The organism is Avibacterium endocarditidis, from assembly GCF_002921145.1.
Taxonomy (GTDB): Bacteria; Pseudomonadota; Gammaproteobacteria; order Enterobacterales; family Pasteurellaceae; genus Avibacterium; species Avibacterium endocarditidis.
Genome location: NZ_PQVI01000006.1, coordinates 1 through 18,653, shown reverse-complemented (window position 1 = coordinate 18,653; position 18,653 = coordinate 1). Strand labels below are relative to the sequence as shown.

Below are 18,653 nucleotides of genomic sequence, written 5' to 3'. Positions count from 1 at the left end.
AAAAGGCGATGATTTCACCTTGGAAGACTTCCGCGATCAGCTCGTTGAAATGAAAAAAATGGGCGGAATGATGACAATGCTTGAAAAATTACCGGGCGCGAAAAATCTGCCTGATCATATTAAAAATCAAGTTGATGACAAAATGTTCATCAAAATGGAAGCCATCATCAATTCAATGACCCTAAAAGAGCGCGCCAAACCTGAGATCATCAAAGGTTCACGCCGCCGTCGCATTGCGCTTGGCTCAGGCACACAGGTGCAAGACGTGAATAAATTGCTCAAGCAATTTGACGAAATGCAGCGTATGATGAAAAAAATGCGCAAAGGCGGTATGGCAAAAATGATGCGCGGAATGAAAGGAGTGATGGGGGGAATGGGCGGCCTAGGCGGTCTTGGCAATATGTTCAAACGCTAATTAACCATAAAAAACGGTAAAAATAAAACCGCACTTTAAAAGTGCGGTTTTTTTGTATTTATTCTAGTTCTTTTATTCCAGCATCCCTTGCTGTTTTAAATATTCCAAAACTTTTTGTGTGGCGAGAGAACATTTTTCTTTGTCTTGATAACCAATCCAAGCTAATTCAGCAATTTCACTTTCAGGGCGATAATCACCGATGAAATCGCCTTTGTAACAGGTGAGCGTTACAACGCAATCCATATTTTTTCCGTCTGCTTGAGCGGAAAATGCACCGATTCGTTGAAGGCTATTTTCAATTAAGTCGATGCCCAATTCTTCTTTAATTTCGCGCATTAGGGCTTGTTGATCACTTTCGCCTTGCTCTCTTTTTCCTCCGGGGAGATAAAATTTCTCTTTGCCTTTAGAGCGTGCCATTAATAATTGTTTATCTTTAATGTATAGCCAAGCTAGCTTATCGATTTGCGTCTTCATTTTTGCCTCGCTGAAAAATAAAAATCTGCACCTTAAACGCAGAATATTGTATTCCTGTTTAAGGTGCAGATCAAAGTGCGGTGCTTTTTTTGCGAATTTTATAAAAATTACGCTTTAGCTTGCGCGCGTTTTACTAAAATAACAGAAAGAGTAAACGCAACGGCGAAAGAAATCACCATACCCACGCTGTACATTGCAAGGCTGTCTGGTTTAATAGACGGAATACCTAAGAACCCTGCTGCGCCAAGTGCTTGCGCTTTCACATTAAAGAACGCAATAAAGGCACTGGATAAACCTGAACCGATCATTGCTGCTAAGAAAGCTTGGCGATAACGTAAGTTCACCCCGAACATTGCAGGCTCAGTGATCCCTAATAAAGCAGAAATACCCGAAGGAATGGCTAAGCCGCGTACTTTTGGATCTTTCAATGCGAATGCCACACCTAAACAAGCCGCACCCTGTGCGACGTTTGACATTGCCGCGATTGGGAAGATGAATGTACCGCCCGATAATGACATATTAGAAAGCAGTTGCGTTTCTACGGCGATAAAGGTTTGGTGCATACCAGTGATAACGATTGGTGCATAGAATGTCCCGAAAATACCGCCACCGATAAAGCCAAGTTTGTCATATAACCAAGTTAAACCGATAGTGATCAAATCCCCTGCTTCACGTCCGATTGGCCCAATCACGGTGAAAGCAAGTAAACCCGCGATAAATAGCGAGAACATTGGAGTAATCAGGTTGTCTAGGTAAGACGGCACAAATTTACGGAACGTTTTTTCTAATGTAGCCAGAACCCAAGCAGAAATTAACGTTGGAATTACCGTGCCTTGGTAGCCCACTTTTTCGATTTCTAAACCGAACACATTCCAGTGTGTGATTTTGCCTTGTGCAGCAGTAAGGGCATAGTTCCAACCGTCTGCTAATGCAGGGTGAACCAATAACATTCCCAACGCTGCCCCTAAGAACGGATTTCCGCCGAATTTACGAGTAGCAGAAAAACCGAGCAACACAGGCAAGAACACGAATGGCGCGTTGGCAATAGTATTAATAAAATCAACAAGATCAGAAAGATTGCTAAAACGATCGACTACGGAATAACCTGTAATTGGCTGGCTAGAATCACGCAAGGCTTGTGGTACGTCCCAGAAGAAACCTTGTGCGGTAAGCATACTGTGGATACCCATTAATAAACCGCCCGCCACGATAGCAGGGATAATTGGCACGAAAATATCCGCCAAGCCTTTCACCAAGCGCATAATTAACCCTTGGTTATTTTCTGAAGCTTGTTTTGCAACTTCATTTTTGGTCATATCGCCGATGTTCAGCTGTTTCGCCATTTCATCGTGTACTTTATTTACGGTACCTGAACCAAAAATAATTTGATACTGGCCAGAAACTGCAAATTGACCTTTTACACCATCAATATTTTCAATCGCTTCTTTGTCAATTTTGCTTTCATCTTTCACCACAATGCGTAAGCGAGTTGCGCAATGTGCAAGCGCACTGATGTTATCTTTGCCGCCCAGTTTATCAATCACCTGCTTGGCAACATTTGGAAAATTCATCGGTTTTCTCCTCTTGTTGATATTGAATTAAAATTGCACAGATTCTAGCTAAAACCTTTAAGCGTGGCTAGTGTAATGTGTAAAAACTTTGCTAATGATCAACAGAATTTAGCCAATTTATTAACTTATCTAAATCTTTTTGCCAATTTTGCGATAATTGTTCCAAATAATTGGCGATTTCGCTTTCCCAATTTGGGTTTTCGCTATGCTGGGCTTGTTCGGCGATTTGTTGGATTCGTTTTAAGCCCACCGAACCTGCCGCACCTTTGATTTTATGCGCAATGTTGCCGACTTCAGTTTTGTGCGCGGGTTGAGTTTGATAAATGCGGTAAGCCGCCATTAATTCCGCCATATAATCGGGCATTAGCTGTTGGAAAAGTGCGGTGTTATTTTTTATTACTGTTTTTACGCCTAATAAAGCGACAAATTCATTGAGTGTGGCGAAATCTAGTGCGTCATCTTGCTCTATTGTCGTTTCTCTCATTGCTTTGGAAGAATTTTCGCCTAGCGGCAGCGCAATCTCATCAGCAAAATATTGATAAAGACATTGCGTCAGCGCCTCTAAAGAAAGGGGCTTACGCAGAATATCGTCCATTCCTTGCTGTAAATACTCTTGCTTATTGTGCATTACATTGGCAGTGAGCGCAATGAGTGGCGGCAGATAATCATATTCATCATTTTCGTATTTTTGGCGTAAATGCTGGGCGATTTGAAAGCCCGACATATCAGGCAGTTGAATGTCAATAAGCAGCAAGTCATAGCTATTTTGTTCAAATTTTTCAATGGCTTGTTGTCCCGTCATTGCGACATCTACTTCATAGCCCAATTTTTCCAGCACGGATTTCGCCACGATCACATTCACTTCAATATCTTCAATCAGCAAAATACGCAGCTGGCTTGGTAGATGTTGATGATAGGCTAACGGCTTGCTGACCGCCTCGGCTTGAATGGTTAAGGTAAAAACGGAGCCTCTTCCCACCGCACTTTGCACGCTGAGATCGCCGCCCATTAAATTGGCAATGGTTTTGGAAACTGCCAAACCAATGCCGCTGCCTGCGTGCTGATATTGATTGGATTGCACGCGGTAATACATCGCAAAAATATTCGCTAGCTCGCTTTCAGCAATGCCAATACCCGTATCGGAAATGGCGAAGGCAAATTGCTGTTCGCCAGTTCGGCTAACTTTCAGTTTGATCACGCCTTTTGGGGTGAATTTCACCGCATTATTAATTAAGTTCCATAAAATTTGGCTTAATCTGGCACTATCTAGCATCAGCCATTGCGGTAAATCAGGTTCGTATTCCAGTTCAAATTTGAGCTGATTTTGCTCCGCCATTAAGGTAGCAAAATTGGCAATATCATTAAGAAAAGCATAAAAATCCGTTTCTTTGCGGTTTAACTCAATTTTGTGCGCATCGATTTTTTCTAAATCAATAATATCACTAAAAATGCCCTAAAGACACCGCACTCATATTGATGGTTTTCAGATAATTTTGCTGTTCGGTGCTTAAATTGCCGTCTAATAAAATACGGCTTAAGCCAATAATGCCGTTCAGCGGTGTGCGTAATTCGTGGCTAATGGTGGTCATTAACGCAGTTTTGTTACGGCTATTTTGTTCTAAATCATTTAATGCCACAGAAAGTTTTTTTTCTGCCACCATTCTTTCTGAGACTTCACGGCGTAAATTTTCCACTAATTTGGCTAATTCAAGGCGAGATTTTTCCAGTTTTTCCACCAAAAGGGTGAAGAAATAGATCACAAAAGGCGCGGAAATCAAGCCAAACACCACGGAACGCACCACGTCCGTCCAATAAACCGTTCCCACCACACAAAGGCTGAACAACACTTGTGTGCATAAAGCCAGCACCGCCAGTGCTAAGACGCCAAGTATAGAAAATCGCACGCGTCCAAGGCGGATCACCCAATCCACATAACGTTGTGCGAAGTGTTTGATATTTCTCATTTTACAACCTTGATTTAGCCAAATAGACAATAGCGTTATGATAACAACAACGCATAAAAAAAGAGATAAAAATTTGCCCTAGACAAGGCTAGGGCAAAATTTGAATAGGTAAGAAGAAAAATGATGCGATAATTAACGGCTGCGGAAAATAATGCGTCCTTTACTTAAATCGTAAGGGGTCATTTCCACGGTTACTTTATCGCCAGTTAAAATACGAATATAGTTTTTACGCATTTTCCCTGAAATATGTGCGGTTACAACGTGTCCATTTTCCAATTCCACACGGAACATCGTGTTTGGCAAGGTTTCTAAAATCGTGCCTTGCATTTCAATGCAATCTTCTTTAGCCATTAATTCCTCTAATGTTAATAAAATAAGTCAAAAAACGGGCGAATTATACTCTTTTCACCCGCATTCACCAAGTTTTTTCTAGAAATTTAGCCTAATGGGCAAAATTTAATAAGTTGTGGTAAAATCCGCCGCCGTGAAATTCACTTCATTTTTTATCGTCAACTAAGGAAATGTTTATGAGTATTGCCTCGCCACAAGCGGTGCTAGATTTTTGGTTTAGCGAAGAGAATCAGCCGTTTTGGTTTGTGAAAAGCGATGAATTTGATGACAAAATTCGCGAAAAATTTGACCGCACTTTAAAAGCCGCCGCGCAAGGTGAATGCGCCAACTGGCGTGAAAGCATTGAAGGGCGCTTGGCAGAAATTATCGTGTTAGATCAATTCTCGCGTAATTTATATCGCAACACCCCAGCAGCCTTTGCGCAGGATTCAATGGCATTAGTGTTGGCTCAAGAAGCCATTAAACAGCCTGATTTTGCTAGTCTACCGACCTTATGGCGTAAATTTATGATTATGCCTTATATGCACAGTGAATCAGCGCTGATTCATCAGCAAGCGGTGGAATTATTTACCGCACTCAATGATGATTACACCTTAGATTTTGAACTGCGCCATAAAGCGATTATTGATAAATTTAATCGTTATCCGCACCGCAATGCGATTTTAAATCGCACCTCAACAGCGGAAGAAATTGAATTTTTAAACCAGCCTAATTCTTCTTTTTTCGGAGTATTGAATGATTCATAAATTAATGAAAGCCCGTGATCATCACGAAGCCCATCGTGTTGCCACCACATTAGAGCTTTATTTTGATTTAGTTTTTGTGATCGCCATTGCGGCGACTGCAAGCGGCTTGCATCACGCCCTTGCGGCGCATCATTTTAGTGAAGGCTTAATCCATTTTGCCACCTCGTTTTTCTGCGTGTGGTGGGCGTGGATGAACTTTACTTGGTTTGCCTCTGCTTACGACAATGATGATTTTACTTATCGTATCGTAACAATGGTGCAAATGTTCGGCGCGATTATTTTAGCTATTGGCATTAATAATGTATTTGAGCACAACGATTATGTGATGATTTTGATCGGCTACATCGTAATGCGTGTGGCAATGGCATATCAATGGTTTCGTGCTGCAAAAGGTGATCCAGAGCGCCGCACCACCTGCTTACGTTATGCCTTCGGAATTATTTTCGCACAAATTTGTTGGACTATTGTGGCATTAAAATTCCCTTATTTATTCAACACCTTATTCCCATTCTTAGCCTTGCTTGAGCTTTCTGTGCCGGCCTGGGCGGAAAGCGCCAACAAAACCCCTTGGCACCCACACCACATTTCAGAGCGTTACGGCTTATTAGTGATTATCGTTTTGGGCGAAGGGATTTTAGGCGCAACTAACGCCATCACACCATTATTCCACAGTAATGAAGCAATGCTCACTGAAGCATTCCCATTAGGCTTAGGGATTTCAGCGTTAATGTTCTCCCTTTGGTGGCTTTATTTCAAAATGCCTTGGGGGGAATTTTTACACAGTGATCGCACGTTAAATAATGCCTTAGTCTATGGCTACGGACATTTATTGATTTTCATCGCGCTTACCGCTTTAGGTTCTGGATTAGAATTGTTAGCCGATTCCGTGAAAGAATTTGGCACAATGGCAGAAGTGGTGGAACACGCAAGTTCAAATGCACATTCTGTTTCACCTTTATTTGCAATGACCGTGTTAAGCATTTGCTCGGCAGTTTATCTCATTGCCTTAGCATTCTTGCGTTGGTATTTAGACAAAGACACCAATTACAGCGTGATCGGTTTTGTGCTTGCTATCGCTGCGACTTTCCTTGGCGTGCTATGTGTGTATTTAGGAATGCCGTTGCAATGGTCAATTTGGTTCACCGTGATTGCACCAATTGCAATGATCTCATTCTATAAAACGAAGCCAATTGGTTAAGTTTCATTGATCTTTCCCCTAGTCGAAAAAATGGGCTAGGGGAGATTTAACATTTTGATTTTTCTCACTCTTGTATTAGGATAACTAAACCTAATCTAAATAAGGAAGAGCATTATGTTAATTCACCTTTCAACACAACCTGCCAGCCCAGTTTGGGGCGAAAATGCATTATTGAGTTTTGCAAATGACGAAGGCACGGTTCACCTTAAACAAAATTCCACAAATTCCAACCGCACTTTAATTCAAAAAGCCGCGCGCAAATTGCGTAATCAAGGCATTAAAGAGGTGGAATTAGTGGGCGAAAATTGGGATTTAGAAAACTGTTGGGCGTTTTATCAAGGTTTTTATTCGGCAAAACAGGATTATGCCATTGAGTTTCCTCATTTAGATGACGAGCCGCAAGCGGAGCTATTTGCCCGCATTCAGTGCGGTGATTTTGTTAGAGAAATCATTAATTTACCTTCCGATGTTATCACACCACAAAAATTAGCTGAGCGTGCTGCGCAATTTATTGCCGAGCTTGCAGCAGAATACGCCAATGAAAGTGCGGTGAATTTTGAGATTATTTCTGGCGAAGCCTTATTAGAGAAAAATTATCAAGGCATTTGGAATGTGGGCAAAGCCTCCAACCATAAGCCAGCAATGCTGCAATTAGAGTTCAACCCAAGCCAAGATCCAAACGCCCCTGTTTTAGCTTGTTTAGTGGGCAAAGGAATCACCTTTGACAGTGGTGGTTATAGCTTAAAGCCAAGCGATTCAATGTCCACAATGCGCACCGATATGGGCGGAGCTGCTTTAGTTACAGGCGCATTAGGTATGGCCATTGCAGGCGGTTTAAATCAGCGCGTGAAGCTTTATCTTTGCTGTGCAGAAAATATGGTAAGCGCCGAAGCAATGAAGTTGGGCGATATTATCACTTATCGCAATGGCGTAACCGCTGAAGTGTTGAATACAGACGCAGAAGGGCGTTTAGTGCTAGCTGATGGCTTAATTGAAGCGGATAAGCAAAATCCACAATTTATTATTGATTGCGCCACCTTAACGGGCGCGGCAAAAATGGCGGTGGGCAATGATTATCACAGCGTCCTTTCAATGGATAACGAACTGGTTGCAAGCTTGTTTAACGCTGCACAAACGGCTAACGAACCTTTCTGGCGTTTGCCTTTTGAAGAATTTCACCGCGCGCAGATCAGCTCTCAATTTGCCCAAATCGCCAATATTGGCACAGTACCAGTGGGCGCAGGCGCAAGTACGGCAACAGCATTTTTATCTTACTTCGTGAAAAATTACCAACGCCATTGGCTGCATATTGATTGTTCGGCGACTTATTGTAAATCAGCCAGTGATTTATGGGCAACAGGCGCAACAGGCATTGGCGTGCAGACCTTGGCGCATTTTTTACTCAACCAAGCAAATTCATAGGAGGAAAGCGTGGAGCGGACATTATCCATTATTAAACCTGATGCGGTAGAGCGTAATTTAATTGGCAAAATTCTCAACCGCTTAGAAAGTGAAGGGTTTCACATCATCGCAATGAAAATGGTGCATTTAACGCAAACACAAGCAGAAGGGTTTTATGCGGAACATCAAGGAAAGCCATTTTTTGATGATTTGGTGAAATATATGACTTCCGCGCCAGTGGTGGTTTCGGTGCTAGAAAAAGAAAATGCGATAAAAAGCTACCGCACTTTAATGGGCAAAACCAACCCTGAAGAAGCCGATGAAGGCACATTGCGCAAAGAATTTGCTTTAAGCAAAACACAAAACTGCGTTCACGGCTCTGATAGCCCAGAAAGCGCCGCCCGTGAAATTGCCTATTTCTTTGCTGGCGAAGAAATTTGCCCAAGAGTAGAGTAATTTTGTGATTTTCTAAAACAAAAGAGCCAATAAAAATTGGCTCTTTTTTATAAGCATAAAAAATAGAAAATTAATCCAAACGGGCTGCCATTTTGAGCCAGTCAGCTTTAAATTCACGGCGCATATTATTAATTGCGTCAATAATATCGTGATGAACAAGTTGTTCGTTTTGAATACCCACGCAGTAGCCACCTTTGCCTTGTAAAAGCAGATCTACTGCATAAACACCCATACGAGAAGCTAAAATACGGTCAAAGGCGCAAGGGGTACCACCACGTTGGATATGCCCTAAAATCGTCGCACGTGTTTCGTGTTTTACACGGGCTTCAATTTCTTTGGCTAACTCATTCACATCACAAATATGCTCTGTCATTGCAATGATTGCGTGGCGTTTACCTCTCAAAATACTACGTTCGATTTGTTGAATTAATGCTTCGCGGTCAAATTCCACTTCAGACGCAACAATGTATTCACAGCCACCTGCAATCCCCGCAGAAATGGTTAAATCGCTACAATGTCTGCCCATTAATTCCACGATTGAAATACGTTGGTGCGAACTTGAGGTATCACGCAAACGGTCAATAGCCGTTACCGCCGTTTCTAATGCGGTTTGATAGCCGATGGTGTAGTCTGTGCCTGCCACATCGTTATCAATCGTGCCGGGAATACCCACGCAAGGGAAGCCGTGTTCTTCGGTGAGCAATTTTGCGCCCATATAAGAACCGTCTCCGCCGATAACAACGAGCGCATCAATACCGTGGGAACGTAAAATTTCCGCACATTTCGCCCGCACTTCTGGTTTTTTAAATTCTGGGAAACGTGCTGAACCAAGGAATGTTCCGCCGCGGTTAATAATATCTGATACGCTATAACGTGTTAATTGTTTGATTTTATTGTGATAAAGTCCGTGATAACCATCATAGATACCATAAACTTCTAAGCCTTCGCCTAAGGCTGAACGAACCACGCCACGGATCGCAGCATTCATTCCAGGGGCGTCCCCACCACTTGTTAATACGGCAATTTTTTTAATCATAATCGTTAATACCTTTATTCAAAGTTAATAATATAAAAACTGTGCGTAGCTTACACTATTCGCAAAACCTGCTCTAGAAAAATTTTGTGAATTCTATCACATTTTGATTTAGGTTAAGTATTTGGCTGTAAGCTATCAGCTTGAGCTTGTTCAATCTGCACCACGCTGGTTGGTTCGTGATGAATTACTATATCCACGCGGGGAAAACATTGGCGTAAACGCTGTTCTAGATGATCGGTGATTTGATGCGCCTCTACAAAAGAAAGGTGATCATCGAGTTCCAAATGAAATTGAATAAAACGAATTGCCCCTGAACGGCGAGTACGCAAATCGTGAAAGCCTAAAATATTCGGCTGCGATTGAATTACCTGTTCAATTTGCGTAATTTCTTCTAGCGGCAAGGCTTGATCGAGCAATAACTGAATAGCATCGTAAAACATTTTTGCCGCATTACATAAAATATATAAAGCAATTACAATAGCAAAAATTGCATCAGCCCACAGCATACCCCATAAGCTCAACCCTAAAGAACATAAAATGGCAATGTTCATCAGCAAATCTGTTTGATAGTGCAAGCGATCCGCCTTAATCGCAGGGCTATCGGTTTGCTTGATGATATGGCTTTGATACAGCACCAGAAGCAAGGTTGCCACAATGGAAAACAGCGTAACTATAATGCCGAGATAGGTTTGATTTAACGGCTGCGGTGAAGTTAAACGGTAAATCCCTTGTAATAAAAGGAAGATCGCACTACCAGAAATAAACGCACTTTGAATGAGCGAAGCAAGTGATTCCGCTTTGCCGTGTCCAAAAGAATGGTTGTGATCCGCAGGCATTAGGGCAAAACGCAAGATCAGCATATTCATAAAAGAGGCTAATAAATCCAGCGTGGAATCCGTAATGGACGCTAGCATACTGACGGAATCCGTTTTCCACCACGCAAAGCCTTTGATTAAAATTAACAGTAACGCGGTGAAAATGGCACAATTCGCTGCCCGTTTCACCTGTTTAGAATAGACTTCTTGCATTAGGGATTACAGCTCCAAGTGAAATGCCCATTGTTTAATTTTTGCATTTCTTTATCCACCACATATTTCTTCAAATAACGAATTACTCGGTTGTGTTTCATATTCATTAATTTGCGATCTTTGGCAATTTTCACAGAATATTGATATTGCACAAAACCACAAAATGGAATCTCTTTACCCCGCGCTACATTTACTTGCCAATCAGGATTTTGTTCGGTCGGATCGTAAATCACAAAGGCAAACAGCTCATTTTTTTTACTATAAATATCAAAATGCTCTACGCCAGTATTTCGATAAACCCGTTTGCGCAAGCCAATGCGATCTTTTAAAGAGAGCTTATCCTTATTGCGATCTTGCAATAATTCGATGGCACTATGCCATTGCTCCGCGCTTTCACCTTTTGGCACATAAACGTAACGCGCAATGGTTCCTAAATCTTGCTGCGAGGCGAGATAATAGGTTTTATCATTATGCTGGATCTGTTGCTCCACTGAAAGTTGTGGGGAAGTGGTGCAAGCAGTCAGCCAAAGTGCGGTGGAAAAAATCACAATTTTTTGTACCGCACTTTTTTGTTTTACAATCCATGGAAGTAATTGTTTCATTTTATTCACTTAAATCCCGTTTAAACACGAATTCCTTTTCCGTTGATGAAGTGGCGTCAAACCAGTAGCCACCGAGATCGAACTCTTTTAATTGTTCCACTTGAGTGAGGCGATTTTGAATGATGTAACGACACATTAAACCGCGTGCTTTTTTCGCATAAAAGCTGATCACTTTATATTTACCATTCTTATTATCTAAAAAGACTGGCTTTACAATATGCGCCTTCAGCTCACTTTCCTTAACGGATTTATAGTATTCATCGGAGGCAAGATTGACCAACACATTATCCCCTTGCTGATCCAAGGCTTGTTGCACCGCCGCGGTGATAATATTGCCCCAAAAATGATACAAATCCTTGCCTTTCGGGTTGGCTAATTTTGTTCCCATTTCTAAACGATAAGGCTGCATTAAATCCAAAGGACGTAGCAGACCATATAAGCCCGATAGCATTCTCAAGTGTTGCTGGGCGAATAAAATATCATCACGGGATAAATGCGTGGCATCTAGCCCCGTATAAACATCACCTTTGAACGCAAAAATCGCAGGGCGCGAGTTTTGTTCATTGTGATCCTTATTCCACTCAGCAAAACGTGCCACATTTAATGCGGCTAATTTATCGCTAATGGACATTAAAGATGCAACATCTTGCGGCGCAAGCTGACGACAAATCTCAATCAGCTGCTCGCTATATTCCGTTAAATCAGGCTGAGAAACGTCAAATTTTTCCACCGCACTTTCAAAATCAAGAGTTTTGGCGGGAGAGATAATTGCTAACATAATGAAATCCTTATAAATTCTTTAAAGCGTTAAGGGCAGTTGCCATTCTATCGGCGCTAATTGATGCTGTTGTAAATAGGCGTTCGTTTGCGAAAAATGCTTGCAACCGAGAAATCCGCGATGTGCCGATAAGGGCGAAGGGTGTGGCGCAGTTAGCACGCAATGTTTTTGTCTATCAATAAATTGCCCTTTTTTCTGCGCGTGGCTGCCCCATAAGAGAAAAACAAGATTTTCGCGTTGTTCATTTAAGGCGGCAATCACCCGATCGGTAAAAGTTTCCCAACCAAAGTTTGAATGGGAATGGGCTTTGCCTTGTTCCACGGTTAAAACCGTATTTAACAGCAGCACACCTTGTTCTGCCCAGCTCACTAAATAACCGTGCTGAGGAATTTGAAAGCCCACATCATTGGCTAATTCTTTATAAATATTGACTAACGAGGGTGGTGGCGCAATACCAGGTTTCACCGAAAAAGATAGACCGTGCGCTTGGTTTGGCCCGTGGTAAGGATCTTGCCCTAAAATCACCACTTTCACTTGATCAAACTCGGTTAATTTGAAGGCATTGAAAATCTCATTGCTCGGCGGATAGACAATTTTGCCTGCCGCTTTTTCACGCTGGACTTGCTGTAAGATTTGCTGAAAATAGGGCTGGCTTTTCTCGCCACCAATCACATCTTTCCACGTTTTCATTTTGTTTTCCTCAGCGTTAAACCTAGGCTAAGATTATAAAGAACCTCACCTCAAATTAACAGCCTCTATTCCAATTTAATGTTTAACTAATCTTTATAAAAATGTTAAATAATTGTTAAATTTAAAATGATGAATTTATTTTATTTTTGATATGTATCAATTTAGCTATTTTTGTTTGATAAATTCAATCTGATCCATATCAAAATAATTGAATTGGTCAAATTTTTTGATAAAATCCCTACCAACTTATGATTAATTAACAAACAAATTTAGGAGTTCTTATGATTAAAGGTATCCAAATCACTCAAGCTGCAAATGATAACTTATTAAATTCATTTTGGTTATTAGACAGTGAAAAAGGTGAAGCACGTTGTTTATGTGCAAAAGGTGATTTCGCAGAAGATCAAATCGTAGCAGTAAGCGAATTAGGTCAAATCGAATATCGTGAATTACCAGTAAATGTTGCCCCAACAGTAAAAGTTGAAGGTGGTCAGCACTTAAACGTAAACGTTTTACGCCGTGAAACTTTAGAAGACGCGGTGAAAAACCCTGAAAAATATCCACAATTAACCATCCGTGTTTCTGGTTATGCAGTACGTTTCAACTCATTAACCCCAGAACAACAACGTGATGTAATCACTCGTACTTTCACTGAAAGTTTATAATTTCTCCAATTAGTAGTTTAGACTATAAAAAATCGCCCTTAGCTATCGGGCGATTTTTTTATGCAATCATATTGTTTTCAGGTAATTCTCAACAAAATTTAAGGGATAAAAAATATCTTATCCTTACTATTTAAATACTAAGAACGCTCCACTTCCAATCTTTCAAACACCAACACTCTATTTTCTAGTTTGCGTAGTAATAATGTGGCGATGCCTGTAATTGCAAGGTAGATGACACCTGCGATGCCGTAAATGGTGAGTGCGTCATATTCTGTGCCGTAAAGCTGTCTTGCGTAGCCCATAATATCTAAAATGGTAATGGTTGAAGCAAGCGATGTGCCTTTAAATACCAAAATAATTTCATTGCTGTAAGACGGCAAGGCGCGTTTTAAGGCATAAGGAATTAAGATTTTCAGTGTTTGCCAACGGCTTAAGCCAAGCGCTGCACAACTTTCCCATTGTCCTTTTGAGATCGCTTTCACTGCGCCGTAAAATAATTGTGTAGAATAAGCCGCACTGTTTAGCGCAAGGGTGAGCATTGCGCAAAACCACGCATTAGACAATAACGCCCACGCGGGGCTTTCTACGATCCATTGGAATTGTCCTGGGCCGTAATAAATTAAGAAAAATTGCACTAATAGTGGCGTGCCAGTGAATAAAGTTAGGAAAATATTCACCGCACTTTTTAGCAGTTTATTTTCCATCGCAAGAATAAAGGTTAAAGCAATGGCCAAAATAAACGCAAAAAAGAGCGCCGAAACCGTAAGCAATAGACTTGTTGGAATCCCCTGTGCGATGGTGATGAAATAATCGTGAATCATTATTCCACTCCTCTTTCAAAGCGGGTAAAACGCCATTCGAGCTTACGGATTAGCACTTGGCTGATAAGCGTAATTACTAAATACATCAATGCAGCAAAGCCATACCAAGTGAAAGGTTCGTGGGTTCTTGTGTTAATTAATTCCGCTTGACGCATTAAATCGTGTACCCCAATCAATGAAACGAGGGCGGTATCTTTTAATAACACTAACCATTGATTGCTCAAGCCCGGTAAGGCGTGTCGCCAAACTTGCGGCATAATGATATGCAAAAAGGTGTAGCTACGGCTTAAACCAAGGGCTGCGCCTGATTCCCATTGCCCAAGGGGAATGGCTTGAATGGCGCCACGCAAGGATTGCGAAGCATAGGCGGCAAAAATAATGGATAACGCCAACACCCCACAAAAGAATGGGCTAAGTTCCAAATATTTTCCAGTGATTAATTCCAACACTTCAGGAATGCCAAAATAAATTAAGAAAACCACCAAAATTTCAGGCAAGCCACGCAAAAGGGTGATGACAACGGCGCTCGGTTTACGCACGCATTGCCATTTGCTCATTTCTAGGCTAACAAAAATGAGCGATAAAACGAGCCCTAATAATAAGGAACACACCGCTAACCCTAAGGTCATTAGGGTTGCGGTGTACATTAAAGGAAGATAATCCACAAACATAGCGATTATTTAGTCATCCATTTATCGTAAATTTTTTGGTATTCGCCGTTTGCTTTAATGGCTTCGATACCTTTGTTTAGGCTTTCTACTAAAGCAGTGTTAGATTTATTTACTGCGATACCTAAACCGTTGTTGAAGTAACGTTTATCCGTAACACGCTCGCCCACGAAAGTTAATTCAGGGTTTTTCTCGAACATATCACGCAATACGTCAGTATCACCGAAGATCAAATCAATACGCCCGTTTTTTAAGTCAAGAATGGCATCTTGCAGGCTTGCGTAAGATTTAGCAGTGTATTGTTTAGCTTCTGCGTTAGCATATTGTTGGTAAGTTGTCCCATTTTGCACACCCACGGTTTTCGCCGTAGCTAAATCTGCTTTTCCTTTTACTGCGATGAAACTTGCTGAGCTTTCGTAGTAAGGTTGGCTGAATGCCACTTGTTTTGCGCGAGCTTCGGTAATATCAATAGCTGAAATTGCAGCATCAAACCCACGGCCTTTAATTAAGCTTGGAATTAACGCGTCAAAAGCTTGGCTTTTAAAATGACAAGTGGCTTCGATTTCTTTACAAATTGCATTGGCAATATCCACATCAAAACCAACGATTTCGCCTTTTTCATTGGTTAATTCAAATGGCGGATAGCTTGGTTCCATTGCAAAAGTAATATCTTGTGCTTGCGCCATTGCCGCTGAACTTGCTAAAAGGGTTGCTAAAAGTAATTTTTTCATTGTGTAATTCCTTAATGTGAATGAGATAAATATTGTTTAAATTGTTCCGTTTTTGGCTGCATAAAACAGTTTGCATCGCCCATTTCGATGATATGGCCTTTTTCCATATACACCACTTTGGTTGCCACTTTCTGTGCCACAGAAACTTCGTGGGTCACAATTACTTGGGTTATGCCCGTTTCTTGTAATTCCTGAATAATGGATACCACTTGCGCCGTAATTTCAGGATCAAGCGCTGCGGTTGGTTCATCAAATAATAAAACTTGCGGTTTCATCATTAATGCTCGGGCAATCGCCACACGCTGTTGCTGTCCACCAGAAAGATGCAATGGAAAGCGATCAGCAAATTCTTCTAAACGTAAACGGGCAAGCAATTCAAGGGCTTGTTTTTTTGCCGTTTCTTTATCTAATCCAAGCACCTTTACGGGCGCTTCGATTAAATTTTCAATAACCGTTAAATGCGGCCATAGATTGTATTGCTGGAATACCATTCCCACATCTTGGCGTAATTGACGCATTTGTTTTGGATTTGCCGTTGCCGCAGAAAGATCAAATTTATTGTTGGCAATCACCAACTCACCAGACTTTGGCACTTCTAATAAGTTTAAGGTGCGAATCAGCGTACTTTTCCCCGCACCACTTGGCCCTAATAAACCACGGTATCCCCATCTTCCGCCGTTAGGTTAATGTCAAACAGGGCTTGCGATGAACCGTAGAAAAAATTGAGATTTTTTACACTAATGGTCATTTTTGTTGTTAGCTCTAGATTTAAAGTTGAAATAATATTAATGTTTTTTGCATAACTATGCAAATAAAAAGTCAAAAAATTTTCACCGCACTTTTGTATGGGTGCTTTTGAGATAAAAATCCCTTAATTTTGTCCCGCACTTTCATCGGAAGGCCAAGAATGCACTACGGCTTTAACTAAGGTTGCAAGTGGAATCGCAAAGAACACGCCCCAGAAGCCCCATAATCCACCGAAAATCAGTACGGCGACAATAATGGTCAGCGGATTAAGGTTTACCGCTTCAGAGAATAAAAATGGCACGAGTAAGTTTCCGTCTAAAATTTGACTTATCACATATGCGGCGATTAATGACCAGAAAGTCGGTGTAATGCCGAATTGCGACATTGCCACTAACGCCACAGGAATGCTTACTAACACCGCGCCCACATAAGGCACTAGCACGGATAGCCCCACGGCAACGGCGAGCAACAAGGCATAACGCAGATCGAAAAACAGGAAGATTGCATAAGTAATCACGCCAACTACTAGAATTTCAATAATTTTGCCGCGAATATAATTGGCGATTTGTTTTTGCATTTCTTGCCAAACTTTATCGGCCAGTTTGCGGTTGCGTGGTAAAAAATCCACTGATGTAAGTGAGTAATTCTTGTTTATCTTTCAATAAGAAAAATACCATTAATGGCACAAGGAAAGCGTAAATGCCTAGGCTCACAAGGCTGATAATAGACGAAATCGAGAGTTTGAGCGCTGATTCACCAAAGCCTAAAATTTTGCTTTTCACGCTGGTGAAGAAGCTGTCAATCATTTGGTAATCCACCACTTCAGGATAATGCTCAGGCAAGGAAAGTAGCCAGTCATTGAGCGAATTAAACATATGTGGCAATTCGCTAAACAAGTTAATAGTTTGATTAACCAGTGTTGGAATGAGTACCAGTGCGATAATCAGCACAATACTAATAAAGCCGCCAAGCACTAAAATGGTGGCTAGTAAGCGGGGGAATTTGAGTTTTTCATTTAACACGCGGATTGGCATTTCCAGCAAATAAGCCAGTACGATGGCCACCAATAACGGCGCAAGTAAATCACTAAAAAAATAAATGGCGATAAAGCCAAACAGCAAAATGGCGAGTAATGCCATTGCCTGCGGATCACTAAATCGGCGCTTATACCAATTTTTCAACATTTCTAACATAAAAGCTCCTTTCGGCGAGAATTTGTGCTGATTATAAGGTAAAATGAGACTGATTTAATACAAGGAATTTTCTATGACTGTTAAAATTTATCACAACCCGCGTTGTTCCAAAAGTCGCGAAACCCTTGCCTTATTACAACAGCAAGGAATTGAGCCAGAGATCGAGCTTTATTTAGAAAAGCAATATTCCGTTGACTTCTTACAACAGCTCGTACAAAAGTTGCTGCTTAACAGCGTGCGCGAAATGATGAGAACTAAGGACGATTTATACCGCACTTTGCAGCTTGATAATCTTGAACTCACCGAAAATCAGCTGTTGGAGGCTATCGCACAACATTCTGCCTTGCTTGAACGCCCTATTGTGGTGAATGGCGAAAAAGCGAAAATTGGCCGCCCACCAGAAAGTGTTTTAGCAATTTTATAATTTCTTCGTTATAATAATGCCCGCCCAAAATAGGGCATTATTTTTAACAAGTATTTTTAATTCGATTAGAGGCAACAATGAAAAAGAAAAACGCTTTTGCGCCCCTTGCTGACGTGCAAGGTTGCACCGCCTATCAGCATAACAAAGGGACAATTCGTGATAACGCTATTCAGGCATTATTATCCGACAAATTATTTCGTCAACGCATCGAGAAAAAGCGAAAAGGCAAAGGCAGTTACCAGCGTAAGGCAAAGCATCAAGGGAAATATTTTGAAAAGCCCGATTATCAAATTTTTGGCAACAAAGATTTTATAATCGGGTTTTTCTTAACAAAAATAGCAAATAGAGGAAGTCATTATGTCAATCAGAACAGAATGTTTATTTAGCAACGAATGGAACGTACGAATTAGCGATCCCGGTGAGGAAGGCGCGCACAGTCATTTTTTTGAGAAAATTTATATTACGCTTGATGCCCATATTGACGGAGAAAAGATCACCTATGAATTCACCCGCAAAGTGGAAGATCAAGTAAAAATCAACCGCACTTTTACTGATTTAACCGAATTATTCAAATTTTTAGGCGAATATCTTGACCCTGTGGCGCTAGGATTCTTAGGCGTAAAAATTGGGAATTTAGGGGTGAAAGCTTAATCTGATTGATAACTAAAAAGAGCGATTTTCAACCGCTCTTTTT

19 protein-coding genes and 4 pseudogenes are annotated in these 18,653 nt (G+C 41.1%); 9 read left to right on the top strand and 14 right to left on the bottom strand.

Going from position 1 to position 18,653, the window contains the following annotated elements; all coding sequences use genetic code 11:
• A pseudogene (locus tag C3Z13_RS00985) lies at positions 1-415 on the top strand (signal recognition particle protein); the annotation flags it as partial.
• A gap of 72 nt (positions 416-487) precedes the next feature.
• On the opposite strand, the gene C3Z13_RS00980 reads toward C3Z13_RS00985, so the two are convergent.
• The 4 genes and pseudogenes from C3Z13_RS00980 to infA all read right to left on the bottom strand — a co-directional run bounded on the left by C3Z13_RS00980 (position 488) and on the right by infA (position 4,775).
• Positions 488-889 carry an NUDIX hydrolase gene (locus tag C3Z13_RS00980; RefSeq protein ID WP_103854717.1) on the bottom strand — a complete coding sequence of 134 codons (402 nt, stop codon included), beginning with the start codon at positions 887-889 and terminating at the stop codon, positions 488-490.
• A gap of 107 nt (positions 890-996) precedes the next feature.
• On the bottom strand, positions 997-2,460 hold the full coding sequence (locus tag C3Z13_RS00975; protein WP_103854716.1) for a sucrose-specific PTS transporter subunit IIBC: 1,464 nt from the start codon (positions 2,458-2,460) through the stop codon (positions 997-999).
• 91 nt (positions 2,461-2,551) lie between these two features.
• Positions 2,552-4,424 (bottom strand): annotated as a pseudogene (locus C3Z13_RS00970) (ATP-binding protein).
• Between the two features lie 132 nt (positions 4,425-4,556).
• Entirely contained in the window at positions 4,557-4,775 is a 219-nt protein-coding gene (gene infA, locus C3Z13_RS00965; RefSeq protein ID WP_005627617.1) for a translation initiation factor IF-1, read from the bottom strand.
• A gap of 176 nt (positions 4,776-4,951) precedes the next feature.
• Here infA and C3Z13_RS00960 point away from each other — a divergent pair, with 176 nt between their 5' ends.
• From C3Z13_RS00960 to ndk, 4 genes are all read left to right on the top strand, one after another.
• The gene (locus tag C3Z13_RS00960; RefSeq protein ID WP_219827869.1) at positions 4,952-5,521 is read left to right on the top strand and encodes a DUF924 family protein; all 570 of its coding nucleotides are present in this window, start codon (positions 4,952-4,954) and stop codon (positions 5,519-5,521) included.
• Positions 5,511-6,719 (top strand): low temperature requirement protein A, encoded by a 1,209-nt coding sequence (locus C3Z13_RS00955; RefSeq protein WP_103854715.1) that lies wholly within the window; start codon positions 5,511-5,513, stop codon positions 6,717-6,719. Before C3Z13_RS00960 ends, C3Z13_RS00955 begins: the two co-directional genes overlap by 11 nt.
• Before the next feature lie 114 nt (positions 6,720-6,833).
• A complete protein-coding gene (pepB, locus tag C3Z13_RS00950) occupies positions 6,834-8,141 on the top strand; it encodes an aminopeptidase PepB (protein ID WP_103854714.1) in 1,308 nt (435 codons plus the stop codon).
• A gap of 9 nt (positions 8,142-8,150) precedes the next feature.
• Complete coding sequence (gene ndk / locus C3Z13_RS00945) at positions 8,151-8,576, top strand: nucleoside-diphosphate kinase (RefSeq protein WP_103854713.1); 426 nt, start codon at positions 8,151-8,153, stop codon at positions 8,574-8,576.
• Between the two features lie 70 nt (positions 8,577-8,646).
• On the opposite strand, the gene pfkA is transcribed toward ndk, so the two are convergent.
• From pfkA to ung, 5 genes are all read right to left on the bottom strand, one after another.
• Entirely contained in the window at positions 8,647-9,612 is a 966-nt protein-coding gene (pfkA, locus tag C3Z13_RS00940) for a 6-phosphofructokinase (RefSeq protein ID WP_103854712.1), read from the bottom strand.
• A gap of 113 nt (positions 9,613-9,725) precedes the next feature.
• A complete protein-coding gene (locus tag C3Z13_RS00935) occupies positions 9,726-10,640 on the bottom strand; it encodes a cation diffusion facilitator family transporter (RefSeq protein ID WP_103854711.1) in 915 nt (304 codons plus the stop codon).
• Positions 10,640-11,242, bottom strand: coding sequence for a hypothetical protein (locus C3Z13_RS00930; RefSeq protein WP_103854710.1), 603 nt, complete (start codon positions 11,240-11,242; stop codon positions 10,640-10,642). The genes C3Z13_RS00935 and C3Z13_RS00930 overlap by 1 nt, the downstream gene beginning before the upstream one ends.
• A 1-nt stretch (position 11,243) precedes the next feature.
• A complete protein-coding gene (gene yaaA, locus C3Z13_RS00925; RefSeq protein ID WP_103854709.1) occupies positions 11,244-12,020 on the bottom strand; it encodes a peroxide stress protein YaaA in 777 nt (258 codons plus the stop codon).
• Between the two features lie 21 nt (positions 12,021-12,041).
• Positions 12,042-12,710, bottom strand: a complete 669-nt coding sequence (gene ung / locus C3Z13_RS00920; protein WP_103854708.1) for a uracil-DNA glycosylase — start codon at positions 12,708-12,710, stop codon at positions 12,042-12,044.
• Positions 12,711-12,991: 281 nt separating this feature from the next.
• Between ung and grcA the strand changes: the two genes are divergently transcribed.
• A complete protein-coding gene (gene grcA, locus C3Z13_RS00915; RefSeq protein WP_103854707.1) occupies positions 12,992-13,375 on the top strand; it encodes an autonomous glycyl radical cofactor GrcA in 384 nt (127 codons plus the stop codon).
• A 137-nt stretch (positions 13,376-13,512) separates the two neighbouring features.
• Here the strand turns inward: grcA and artM are convergent, their stop codons facing one another.
• The 5 genes and pseudogenes from artM to C3Z13_RS00890 all read right to left on the bottom strand — a co-directional run bounded on the left by artM (position 13,513) and on the right by C3Z13_RS00890 (position 17,535).
• On the bottom strand, positions 13,513-14,196 hold the full coding sequence (gene artM / locus C3Z13_RS00910) for an arginine ABC transporter permease ArtM (protein WP_103854706.1): 684 nt from the start codon (positions 14,194-14,196) through the stop codon (positions 13,513-13,515).
• Positions 14,196-14,867, bottom strand: a complete 672-nt coding sequence (artQ, locus tag C3Z13_RS00905; RefSeq protein ID WP_103853429.1) for an arginine ABC transporter permease ArtQ — start codon at positions 14,865-14,867, stop codon at positions 14,196-14,198. Before artQ ends, artM begins: the two co-directional genes overlap by 1 nt.
• Before the next feature lie 5 nt (positions 14,868-14,872).
• The gene (locus C3Z13_RS00900) at positions 14,873-15,595 is read right to left on the bottom strand and encodes a lysine/arginine/ornithine ABC transporter substrate-binding protein (RefSeq protein ID WP_103853430.1); all 723 of its coding nucleotides are present in this window, start codon (positions 15,593-15,595) and stop codon (positions 14,873-14,875) included.
• A gap of 11 nt (positions 15,596-15,606) precedes the next feature.
• A pseudogene (artP, locus tag C3Z13_RS00895) lies at positions 15,607-16,343 on the bottom strand (arginine ABC transporter ATP-binding protein ArtP).
• Positions 16,344-16,466: 123 nt separating this feature from the next.
• Positions 16,467-17,535, bottom strand: a pseudogene (locus C3Z13_RS00890) (AI-2E family transporter).
• 73 nt (positions 17,536-17,608) lie between these two features.
• On the opposite strand from C3Z13_RS00890, the gene arsC reads away from it, so the two are divergent.
• The 3 genes from arsC (at position 17,609) to C3Z13_RS00875 (ending at position 18,610) form a co-directional block, all read left to right on the top strand.
• Positions 17,609-17,959, top strand: a complete 351-nt coding sequence (gene arsC / locus C3Z13_RS00885; protein WP_103854705.1) for an arsenate reductase (glutaredoxin) — start codon at positions 17,609-17,611, stop codon at positions 17,957-17,959.
• A gap of 77 nt (positions 17,960-18,036) precedes the next feature.
• Entirely contained in the window at positions 18,037-18,345 is a 309-nt protein-coding gene (locus C3Z13_RS00880; RefSeq protein WP_103854704.1) for an alternative ribosome-rescue factor A, read from the top strand.
• Positions 18,317-18,610 (top strand): DUF5377 domain-containing protein, encoded by a 294-nt coding sequence (locus tag C3Z13_RS00875; protein ID WP_103853438.1) that lies wholly within the window; start codon positions 18,317-18,319, stop codon positions 18,608-18,610. The genes C3Z13_RS00880 and C3Z13_RS00875 overlap by 29 nt, the downstream gene beginning before the upstream one ends.
• Positions 18,611-18,653 lie beyond the last annotated feature (43 nt).